This window comes from Bradyrhizobium sp. P5_C11_2, assembly GCF_054049755.1.
In genome coordinates this window covers 1-10,430 of sequence record NZ_JBFULT010000254.1, presented here as the reverse complement: position 1 = coordinate 10,430, position 10,430 = coordinate 1, and the positions used below count along the sequence as shown (strand labels likewise).

Annotated in this window: 10 protein-coding genes; 9 read left to right on the top strand and 1 reads right to left on the bottom strand. The window is 67.3% G+C overall.

Annotated elements, in window-relative coordinates; genetic code table 11:
• The 9 genes from ACXJL8_RS22505 to gspM form a co-directional block, all read left to right on the top strand.
• The coding region (locus tag ACXJL8_RS22505; protein WP_456685611.1) for a GspE/PulE family protein at positions 1 to 1,314 on the top strand (1,314 nt) is incomplete at its 5' end.
• Between the two features lie 22 nt (positions 1,315 to 1,336).
• The gene (locus ACXJL8_RS22500) at positions 1,337 to 2,548 is read left to right on the top strand and encodes a type II secretion system F family protein (protein WP_456620888.1); all 1,212 of its coding nucleotides are present in this window, start codon (positions 1,337 to 1,339) and stop codon (positions 2,546 to 2,548) included.
• A 24-nt stretch (positions 2,549 to 2,572) separates the two neighbouring features.
• Positions 2,573 to 3,028 carry a type II secretion system major pseudopilin GspG gene (gene gspG, locus ACXJL8_RS22495; RefSeq protein WP_456620889.1) on the top strand — a complete coding sequence of 152 codons (456 nt, stop codon included), beginning with the start codon at positions 2,573 to 2,575 and terminating at the stop codon, positions 3,026 to 3,028.
• On the top strand, positions 2,991 to 3,485 hold the full coding sequence (locus tag ACXJL8_RS22490) for a pilus assembly FimT family protein (protein WP_456620890.1): 495 nt from the start codon (positions 2,991 to 2,993) through the stop codon (positions 3,483 to 3,485). Before gspG ends, ACXJL8_RS22490 begins: the two co-directional genes overlap by 38 nt.
• The gene (locus ACXJL8_RS22485; RefSeq protein WP_456620891.1) at positions 3,463 to 3,861 is read left to right on the top strand and encodes a type IV pilus modification PilV family protein; all 399 of its coding nucleotides are present in this window, start codon (positions 3,463 to 3,465) and stop codon (positions 3,859 to 3,861) included. Before ACXJL8_RS22490 ends, ACXJL8_RS22485 begins: the two co-directional genes overlap by 23 nt.
• Entirely contained in the window at positions 3,858 to 4,562 is a 705-nt protein-coding gene (locus tag ACXJL8_RS22480; RefSeq protein WP_456620892.1) for a hypothetical protein, read from the top strand. The genes ACXJL8_RS22485 and ACXJL8_RS22480 overlap by 4 nt, the downstream gene beginning before the upstream one ends.
• Positions 4,559 to 5,473 carry a general secretion pathway protein GspK gene (locus ACXJL8_RS22475; RefSeq protein WP_456620893.1) on the top strand — a complete coding sequence of 305 codons (915 nt, stop codon included), beginning with the start codon at positions 4,559 to 4,561 and terminating at the stop codon, positions 5,471 to 5,473. Before ACXJL8_RS22480 ends, ACXJL8_RS22475 begins: the two co-directional genes overlap by 4 nt.
• 1 nt (position 5,474) lies before the next feature.
• On the top strand, positions 5,475 to 6,515 hold the full coding sequence (locus ACXJL8_RS22470; protein ID WP_456620894.1) for a PilN domain-containing protein: 1,041 nt from the start codon (positions 5,475 to 5,477) through the stop codon (positions 6,513 to 6,515).
• Positions 6,512 to 7,093: a type II secretion system protein GspM gene (gspM, locus tag ACXJL8_RS22465; protein WP_456620895.1), complete on the top strand. Its 582-nt coding sequence runs from the start codon at positions 6,512 to 6,514 to the stop codon at positions 7,091 to 7,093. The genes ACXJL8_RS22470 and gspM overlap by 4 nt, the downstream gene beginning before the upstream one ends.
• A gap of 15 nt (positions 7,094 to 7,108) precedes the next feature.
• On the opposite strand, the gene ACXJL8_RS22460 is transcribed toward gspM, so the two are convergent.
• Positions 7,109 to 10,430: autotransporter outer membrane beta-barrel domain-containing protein (locus tag ACXJL8_RS22460; RefSeq protein WP_456685610.1), on the bottom strand; the 3,322-nt coding region annotated here is incomplete at its 5' end.

The window sequence follows — 10,430 nt, the reverse complement described above, 5'->3', positions numbered from 1 at the left end:
GTCGATGTCGTCGTGGCGTCATATGAGGACATTACGACGGTGCTCGACCAGAGGGCCGACGTCGGTGATGCGAAGACCGACGACGGCGTGCGGAGCGGTGCCCAATCCGACGACGACATCGAGAGCCTGCGCGATCTCGCCAGCGGCGCGCCGGTGGTGCGCGCGCTGAACGATCTTTTGGAGCGCGCGGTCGATCTGCGCGCCAGCGATATTCACGTCGAGCCGTTCCGCGCCGGTCTCGTGGTGCGCATGCGTGTCGACGGCCTTCTGCGCGCGCTGCCGTCGCCGCACGGCATCCCGCCGCAGGCGCTGATCTCGCGCATCAAGATTCTCGCCAGCCTCAATATCGCCGAGCGGCGCCTGCCGCAGGACGGCGCGGCGCGCGTGCGGGTCGGGCGCAGCGAGCTCGACGTCCGCGTCGCGACCATGCCGACGCAGCATGGCGAGAGCGCCGTCATCCGCCTGCTGCCGCGCGACCGCGGCCTGCTCGAGATGAGCAAGCTCGGACTCGGCGCGCGCGACGAGGGCGCGATGACGCGGCTGCTCGCAATGCCGCATGGCATGATCGTGATCACCGGCCCCACCGGCAGCGGCAAGACCACGACGCTTGCGACCATGCTGTCGATCCTGAACGAGCCGACGCGAAAGATCCTCACCATCGAGGATCCCGTCGAGTACGAGATCCCCGGCATCAACCAGTCCCAGGTCAAGCCGTCGATCGGGCTGACGTTTGCCTCCGCCATGCGCGCCTTCGTGCGTCAGGACCCCGATGTGATCATGGTCGGCGAGGTCCGCGACGCCGAGACCGCGCACATCGCGATCCACGCCGCACTCACCGGCCACCTCGTGCTGACGACGCTGCATACCGAGACCGCGGCCRCCGCCGTGCCGCGCCTGATCGATCTCGGCATCGAGGGTTTCCTGCTCAAGTCGACGCTGCGTGCGGTGGTCGCACAGCGCCTGGTGCGCATGCTCTGCGACCGCTGCAAGGTGCCGCACACGCTGACCGAGGCCGATCTCGCCAAGGATCCGCGCTTTGCGGTGATTGGCTTCAAGGCCGGCGAGGTCGTGCACGAGGCCGGCGGCTGCGAGCGCTGCGGCGGCACCGGCTATCGCGGCCGCAACGGCGTGTTCGAGATCCTCGAAATGTCCGACGAGGTGCGCGCGCTGATCGGGCCCCAGACCGACTCTCACAGCATCGATGCCGCCGCGATGCACGGTGGCATGACGACGATGCTGGAGGATGCGGTCGCAAAATGCCGGGGCGGGATGACGACGGTGCCCGAGGTCTTCCGCGTCACGACGGTGCGCTAGAAACCCAGGTGCGCTAGATATCATGCCGAACTATCGCTACCGCGCGCTCAATGCCAACGGCGAACTGGTCTCCGGCGCCATCGCCGCGCCCGGGCCCGGCGACGTCGCGCAGCGGATCGAGCGGCTCGGCCTCGTGCTGGTCGACAACGTCACGCCGGAGGAGGGCGGTGCGGACGGCAGTGTGTTCAGCCTGTTCAACAGGCCAAAGCCCGAAGACGTGACCATCCTGACCCGCGATCTCGCGCTCCTGCTGCGTGCCGGCGCCCGCATCAATGACGGCCTGGAACTGCTCGCGGCCGATCCTGATCTCGGCAGGTTACGCCCGGTCGTTGCCGACATTCGTTCGCGCGTCGTTTCGGGCGAGAGTTTTGCCGAGGCGCTGGCGCGCCATGAGGGACTGTTTCCGCCGATGTATATCGCGCTGGTGCGGGTCGGCGAGGCGTCGGGATCGCTGGATCAGGTGCTGGAAGTGCTGGCCGGCGAGCGCACGCGCAGCGAGGCCTTGAGGCGCCGGCTGTCGGATGCGATCCGCTATCCGCTGTTCGTGCTGGGCGCGGCGGGTTGTGTGCTGTTGTTCTTCCTCACCTTCGTGCTGCCACAGTTTGCCAGCGTCTTGCAGGACTTCGGCGCCAAGGTCGATCCGATCGTCGGCGTCTTCCTGAACATCTCGACCTTCCTGCGCGGCAATTCCGACGCGGTGCTGGCCGGACTTGCCGCCACGATCGCGGCGGTCTGGCTGTTGCTGCGGCAAGAGCGCGTCCGCCGCGGCCTTACCAATGCGATCACGCGGCTGCCGGCGATCCGCAACCTGATGAGCTCATACCGCACGGCGCTGTTCTGCCGCAATCTCGGCCTGCTGCTCGGCAGCGGCGTCAACCTCACAACCACGCTGCGGATCCTGATCGACATGATGGCGACGACCGGTCCGTCCGCGGTCTGGAGCGATGCCGCCGATCGCGTTCGCCACGGCTCGAAGCTTTCCGACGCGTTGGCCGAGACCCAAGCGCTGCCGGCGATGGCGGTGCGCATGCTGAGACTCGGCGACGAGACCGGGCAGTTGCCGATGTTGTCCGGCCGGATCGCCGAATTCTACGAGGCCAAGCTGCAACGCATGCTCGACCGCGCGGTCGGCATTGCGGGGCCTGCGGCGATCATCGCGATCTCCCTGGTCGTCGGCGGCCTGATCACGTCGGTGATGACGGCGCTGATGTCGGTCAGTCAGATTGTCGGCTAGATTTGGCAATAGGAAGGGACTCATGTGACCAAACATCGATCCATAAGGCGCGGCCGGCGGCGCGCAGGGCGAGGGGAGGCGGGCTTCACCCTCGTCGAGATGCTCGTCGTCATCACCATCATCGGGATGATCATGGCGCTGGTTGGCCCGCGGGTGCTGAACTATCTTAGCGAGTCCAAGGCGAAGGCGGCGAAGATCCAGATCGAGAGCTTTTCCAGCGCGCTCGATCTGTTTTATCTCGACCTCGGCCGCTATCCGACGTCCAATGAAGGCCTCGCGTCGCTGACGCGCAGCAACAATCAGGCCGGCTGGAACGGGCCTTATTTGCGCGGCGGTGTCGTCCCCAACGATCCCTGGGGCCACATCTATGTCTATCGCTCACCGGGCACGAACGCACCGTTTGAGATCATCTCGCTCGGATCCGACGGTCAGGAAGGCGGCAGTGGAACGGCGGCAGACATTGTCAGCGGCGCGCGCTGAGGCAATCTGCGATGCGCGCGGCTTCGCGCTGATTGAGATCCTGTGCGTGCTCGCGATCATCGGCCTGCTCGCGGCGATCGTTCTGCCGGCGATCCCGCGCTCGACGACGCGGGCGAAGCTGGAAAGCTACGCGGTCGAGACCGCGGCGCTGCTGAAGGCCGACCGCAACTCGGCGCTGCGCCGGCAAGTCAGAGTGACGACGCAGGTGGATGCCGAGGCGCGCGCGATCCGCTCCGGCGTCACCGGGCGGATCATCCGCCTGCCGAACGACGTGACCGTGCAGGCGACGCTGGCCTCGCGCTGCGCCGATCGCGCGGCGGGACGGTCGATCGATTTCTTTCCGTCGGGCATGTCGTGCGGCGGGGTGATCGCGCTGGCGCGGCCGGGCATGGGCTACGAGGTGCGCGTCAACTGGTTGACCGGAGGCGTCGAGATTGTCGCGAACAAGCTGCTCTAACAGCGCCGCCGGCTTCACCCTGATCGAGGCGCTGGTCGCGCTTGCGATCATCGCGATCGTGCTCGGAACCATCGGCTCGGTCATCGCCACCACGGCGAAGGGCACGCGCTCGATCGACCAGCGTCTGGTGCTGGCCGGCACGGCGGAGACGCTGCTTGCGGACCTGCCAGCGCGCAGATTGCTGAAGCCCGGCCGGCAGAGCGGCGGGCTGGCCGGCAGCCGCTGGCGCGTCGACGTCGCGCCGATGAATGTGCCCGGCGGCAATCCTGACACCGATCGCTTCGTGCCGTTGGCGGTCAATCTGCGCCTCCAGCGCGCCGACGGCAGCGCGCTCCAGATCACGACGGTGAAGCTGGTGCCGAGGGCCGTGCAATGAAACGCCTGCGCCGCGCGATCGCCTCCGAAGCGGGCTTCACCCTGCTCGAGGTGCTGCTGGCGACGTTGTTGATGACGGTCATCCTGGCGGCGCTGGCGACGGTGACGGCGCAGTGGCTGCCGAACTGGAATCGCGGCATCGCCCGTGTGCAGCGCGCCGAACGTCTTGCCACCGGGCTCGACCGTATCGTCGCCGATCTGTCCGTCGCCGAGCAGATGGCCGTGAACAGCGACGCCAGGGTGCCGCTGTTCGACGGCGGCGAATTGTCGGTGACCTTCGTGCGGACCGCAATCGGCCCGAGCGCGCGTCCGGGGCTCGAATTCATCCGCCTGATCGAGAAGGCCGACGCCCAGGGGCTCGCGCTGGTGCGCGAGCGCGCGCCGTTCCAGCCGATGCCGACCGACGGACAGATCCGCTTCGTCGACCAGGTCGTGCTGATCCGCGCGCCGTTCCGCGTGAGCTTCTCCTATGCCGGGTCGGACGGGCAATGGCAGCCGGTCTGGCGCGGCCAGGCGCAACTGCCGGAGCGCATTCGCATCCGGGTGCGCGACGGCGCCACAGGCCAGGTGCTGGCGGTCTCGGCAGCGGCGATGCCGCATATCACCGCGCCGGCCGAATGCGCGCGGGCCAAGAATCCGGCGACCTGCGTGACGGCGCGTGAGCGGCCGCAACAGCCGGAGAAACAGGAGCAGCAGCTTTGAGCGGCACGCCGGACGATCGTGGGACGCTTCGCGAAAGCCGTGGCTTCATCGTCATCGCGGTGCTCTGGATGCTGGCTGCGCTGGCGGCGCTCGCGCTGATCTATCTGAGCTATGTCACCAACACCGCGGTCACGGTCGCGGTCAACACCGACCGGTTGCAGGCCGACGCACTGGTGAATGCCGGCCTCGAGCTTGCGGCCTACCGGCTGACGGCGCAGAACGAGGCGACGCGTCCGACCAGCGGCACCTTCAATGCCCGCGTCGGGGCGGGCCGGGTGACCGTGACGTTCCGTTCGGAAGCCGCCCGCATCGATCTCAACATGGCGCCGAAACCGGTCCTCACAGGCCTGATGACGACGCTCGGCGTCTCCGCGACGGATGCACCCACCTATGCCGATCGGATCCTGGCCTGGCGATCGTCGACGGAGCCCGGCCAGGACAATCCCGAGGATTCCTTTTACCGCACGCTCGGCGCGTCCTATCTGCCGCGTCATGCGCCGTTTCCGCACAGCGACGAGCTGTGGCTGGTGCGCGGCATTCCGCCCGCGGTGGTCGAGCGCGTGCTGCCCTTCGTCACCGTGTTCAGCAACATGCGGACGGTGAACGTGCTCGACGCCGCGCCGCAGGTGGTGGCGGCGCTGCCCGGCATGACGCCGCAGACGCTGCAACAGGTGCTGCGCGACCGCGCCGATCCCAATGTCGATCCGCGATCCCTGATCGGGCTCGCCGGCAACACCAATGCGACGATCGAAGGCTCGAAGGCCTACCGGCTGACGGTCGCCGTCGAGGCGCCCTCGCGCCGCCAGAGCTCGACAGAGATCGTCATCCTGCTTCTCGAAAGCGGCGATGAGCCCTATCGTGTATTGTCGTGGCATAATGCCTTCGACGGCTCCGCCGGAAAGCCTTTGTGAGATGAGCTCGCTCAATTCCCTTCGCGCCATTGTCGATGCCTGGACCGGCACCGTGGCGGCGGCAGTCGTCTCCGGGCTGGAGCGGATGGTGTCGCCGCGCGTGGTGCGGCTGGTCGAGGACGAGAAGGGCGCGTTCGCGCTGGAAGCTGCAAAATCGGAGAATACGCCCAAGGAGATCGCGTTCGTGGACGGCGCGTTCGCCAGCGCCAATCTCGCGCAGATCGTTCGCGGCAGCCGTGTCGAGATCGTGCTGCGGCCGGCGCGCTTCCTGTTCCGTCCGCTCGAGCTGCCCGCCCGTGCGGCCGATTTTCTCGACGGCATCGTGCGGGCACAGATCGACCGCCTGACGCCGTGGAGCGCGAGCGAAGCCGTGTTCGGCTGCAGCGCGCCGGCCGCGCATGGCAGCGAGAGCATCACGACATTGATCGCGGCGGCACCGCGCAAGCTGGCCATGGGCTATGTCGAGGCGGTGTCCGGCTTCCATCCCTCCGCGATCGCGGTCGCGGCGGAGACCGCCGAGGGCGTGCGCATCAAGGTGTTCGAGCAGAAATCGCGCGGCGCGGTCGACCCGGCGCGGCTGAGCCGGACGCTGCAAGCCGTGCTGGCTGTCGTTGCCGCCGCCGCGGTCGTCGGATCGATTGCCGCGGGCTATCTGGCCGACAGTCTCAGCGCGCAGGAGAGCGAGCTCGACCGGCAGATCACCCAGCGCCGCGCCGCGATCCGCTCCGGCGGCGACGGCGGTGACCGCTCGCCGCTGGCGCTTCTCGAGCGGCGGAAATACGAGACGCCGGCGAGCGTGATCGTGCTGGAGTCGCTGAGCCGCCTGTTGCCGGACCACACCTATGTCACCGAGCTGCATCTGGCCGGCAACAAGGTCCAGATCGCCGGCATCACGCGCGACGCGCCTTCGCTGATTCCGCTGATCGAGCAGTCCCGGCATTTCACCCGCGCGACCTTCTACGCCCCGACCACGCGGGCCTCCTCCGACCCCGGCGAGCGCTTCCACATCGAGGCGCAGATCGAACCGAGGAACGCACCATGAGCAGCGTCGGGATTGGAAGCGGAAACGCGGTTGCGCGGGCGCTCGCTGGATCGCGGCTGATCTCGGTCACGCTCTATTTTGCGATTGCCGGCGGGCTGTTGCTGATGGCGGGCCTGTCGGTCGCCGACGTCATCGCCCACCGCCAGGCCCTGGCGCAGACCTCGGACCTGCTCGACCAGTTGCGCGGCCGCAAGGCAGGTCCCGGCAATGCCGCATCCTCGGCGGCGGAGCATCCCGGCACGCCGTTCCTGGAAGGACCGACGGTGACGGTCGCCGGCGCCAACCTGTTGCAGCGGGTTGCGGCCGCGGTCGGCAATGTCGGCGGCTCGGTGCAGTCTTCGCAGGTCGACGTCTCCGGTGCGCAGACCAAGGACGGTTTCGTCGGTCTCGTCGTGAGCTGCGAGCTGGAGCAGTCCGCGCTCCAGAAGCTGCTCTACGATCTCGAGGCCGGCATGCCGTTCCTGTTCGTCGATCAGCTCGACGTCCAGGTGCCGCAGACCACCGCGCTGAACGAGGCCGGCACCGGCCGCGTCAGGGTTATCCTGGGCGTCTCCGGCCAGTGGCAGGCGGGGAAGTAGGAGCGTGCACGGCGCTCACCAGCTGTATTTGAACACGCCCTTGCCGGAATAGCTCGTCACGTTGCCGGAGAACTCGCCGTCGAACGTACCGGCGACCGAGAAGCCGCTCAGCCACTTCATCTCGGCGCTGCCGCTGACCAGCGCGGAATCGGCGTCGACCCTGGCGCCGTTGACGACGAAGCTGCTGCCCGGCAGGGTTTGGAACAACGCGGTGACGGCGCGGCTCGGATTGTAATCATGCGCCCAGGCGGCGCGGCCGCGCAGCGTCAGCACGCCGTTCTGCATCGCGTAGGATTTGTCGGTGCGCAGGCCGAGCTCGGAGCGGGTGTCGGTCAGGGATTGCGCGGCATAGTTCAACGCGAACAGCCCGCCGCCATTGAGGCTGACTTCGGAATAATTGGGCAGGTTGAAGTTTGTCACCTGGGCCGCCGCATAGGGCGTGATGCCGACCATCGGCGTCGCGAAACGGTAGCCGCCCTCGAAGCGGGCCGAGAATGTGTCGGCCTTGAAGCGGCCCTGGAGCTGGTCGGCGCCTGCGAGCGCGACGGTGCGGTTGGTGGTGACGTCGTGCCAGCCATAGGCGAGGGCGGCTGAGACATAGGCCGGCCCGAAATTGTGCCGGCCATAGACGCCGGCCTGGAACAAATCGGCGGAGCCCGAGCCCATCGCATTGGCGAGCGAATAATTCAGCCCGCCGCCGCCGAGCGCAAAGCCGACAAGCGTGTCCAGCGAGATCCTGTAGTCGGCACCGGCCGCGCCGCCCCAGACCCGTGCGGTCAGGTCCTGCGAGCCGACCAGCGCATTGCCGCCGACCTCGGCTGCGCCGCCATAGCCGGCGGCCCAGACGCTCCAGCGGTTGGCCGGCCGCGACGAGAGCAGCGGCGCCTTGGTCGCCATCGCATAGGCCTCGCGCTCGCGCGCGTTGGCCGGACGCATCGACGCATAGGCGGCCGCGTCATCGCTTTCGGCGAATTGCGCGACGCTGCCTGCCTTGGCAAAGCCGCCGCTGCGGCCGATGACGGTCGGGTCGAGCATCAGGTTCAGGAACTGGCCGTCGGCGTTGATCGCGGACTGGATGATGCCGGTGCCCAGCTCGCCCGAAGCGGTCGTCAGCCCCGCCGGCGCCAGCGCAGCGAAGGCCGCGGGGATGCCGCCGGTCGAGTTGAAGAAATTGGTCAGCGTGCTCGCGACGTTCTGCTGGTTGACATTGAGGCCGCCAGCCTGCGCGAAGTTGACGTTGACGTTGAGGAACACGTTGCTGGTGTCGTAGCTCAGTGTCGCGTTGAGCGTCGGCATGTTGGAGACGACGTTCGAATTGAAGCTGGTGCCGGCGAGGGTGAAGGCCGCGTTCAGGATCGTGTACTGCTTCTTGACCGTACCCGAGGTGAAGTTGACTCTCACCGTCGCGCCGCCGAGGTCGGCTGCGCCCGTGACGTTGGTGAGGCTGGCATTGGTCGAGGAGACCTGCACCAGATAGGTTGAGGCCGCCGTGAAGATGAGCGATCCGTTCACCGTCAGCGGGCCGAACGGGCTCGCCGCGCTGCCCGGGGCGAGCGTGCCGCCGTTGACCTGGACGCCTGCGACCGTGCCGCTGCCGGCGAGCGTGCCGCCGGTGTTGACGGTGGTTGCGCTGTTCAGGATCGAGCCGTCCACCACCAGCGTGCCGCCATTCACGGTGGTGGCGCCGGTATAGGTGTTGTTGCCGGACAGCGTCTGCGTGCCGCCCGCCACCGTCAGGCCGCCGCCGGCGCCGGCATCGTCGATGATCCCGGCGAAGGTGCTGTTACCGTTCGTGATCGTCAGCGTATTAGCGCCGAGATTGACCGCGCCCGAACCCGACAGCGACTTGATCGAGGTGCCGCCGCTCAGGCTCGCAATGTCGAGGATGCCGTTGGCGATGACGCTGCTCGAGGTCGCGATGCTGCCGTCGCTACCGCCGAAATTGATGAGATCGAGCTCGCCACCGCTCGCGATGGTGGTGGTGCCGGTATAGGTGTTGGTGCCGTAGAGCTGCTGCGTCGCTCCGTTTGCAATCGCAAGATTGCCGCCGGTGCCGCCGCCGATGCCGCCGTCCTGGATCACGCCGCCGAAGAACGATCCATTCGTGATCGTCAGCGTCTTCGATCCCAGCGCGACGGTGCCCACCGGGCTCAACGAGAAGAGCCCGCCAATCGAAGCGCCTGACGTGGTCTGCGAAATATCGAGCGTGGCGCCTGCGCCCGAGAATGCGACATAGAGTGAGCTTGCGATCGAGCCGCTGCCCTTGAGTGCCAGCGTGCCGCCGCTATCGATCTGGGTCACATTGGAATAAGTGTTCACGCCAGTGAGCGTTTGCGTTCCGCCGCCGATCTCGAGCCCGCCCGTGCCCTGGATCACGCCGGCGAATTCGGTCGAACCATTGGTAATGAACAGCCCGTTGCCGCCCATGTTGACGATACCGCTGGAATTGCCGGCGAGCGTCGTGATGGCGTTGAACGGGAATGAGGACGCGGAGATATCGAACGTCGCATTCACCGTCACGACACTGGACGATGAAATGCTGCCGAAGCCCGACAGCGCCAGCGTTCCGGCCGAGATCGTGGTTGCGCCCGTATAGGTGTTGGTGCCGGTCAGCGTCAGCGTGCCGGTGCCGACCTTGGTCAACCCGCCGCCGGTGCCGGAGATCACGCCGTCGACCTGGGTCGAGCTGTTGAGGCTGCCGGTGGTGAGCGTGTTCGCGCCGAGCACGTAGTTGCCGGCGCCGGCGATCGAGCCCGCCGTCATGCCGCCGCTGGTCAGGCCCGAAATGTCGACCGTGCCGCCCAGATTGGTGATGAACTGCGCGCTGCCGCCCGTGCTCGAGCCCGTGAAGTTCGTCGTTGCGCCGTTGTTGGTGGTGATCGTGGCGCTGCCGGCGCTGGCGGAGCCGTCGAAGGTTACCGTTCCGTCGTTGTTGATGGTCGATGTGGCGGCGGTGGTGGTGTTGTGGAAGTTCAGCGTGGCCGATGCGAGGTTGTTGATCGTGGCGCTGCCCGCCGAAGCGCTGGTGAAGAAATCGATCTGGCCGTTGGCGTTGTTGGTGATCGTAGCGCTGCCGGCGGAGCTCGAATCGTCGAACGTAACAAAGCCGCTATTGACGAGGGTCACCGTCCCCGCGGTGCTGTTCTGGATGAAGTTGACGGTGCCGCCGATATCGTTCGTGATGGTCACGTCCCCGATACCGCTGCGCGCGGTGCTGCTGTTCTGGAACACCAGATTGTTGCCGGAGGTGACTTCGAAATTCTGCGTCGTGCCGGAATCGTTGACGATGCCCGTTCCATTGATGATGAACGGGTTGCCGACCGTGATCGAGTAGGCC

What these genes read in the sequence shown, in the direction of transcription:
- ACXJL8_RS22500 (WP_456620888.1), top strand. Translation starts at nt 1,337, where the DNA reads ATGCCGAACTATCGCTACCGCGCGCTCAATGCCAACGGCGAACTGGTC.
- ACXJL8_RS22480 (WP_456620892.1), top strand. Translation starts at nt 3,858, where the DNA reads ATGAAACGCCTGCGCCGCGCGATCGCCTCCGAAGCGGGCTTCACCCTG.
- ACXJL8_RS22470 (WP_456620894.1), top strand. Translation starts at nt 5,475, where the DNA reads ATGAGCTCGCTCAATTCCCTTCGCGCCATTGTCGATGCCTGGACCGGC.
- gspM (WP_456620895.1), top strand. Translation starts at nt 6,512, where the DNA reads ATGAGCAGCGTCGGGATTGGAAGCGGAAACGCGGTTGCGCGGGCGCTC.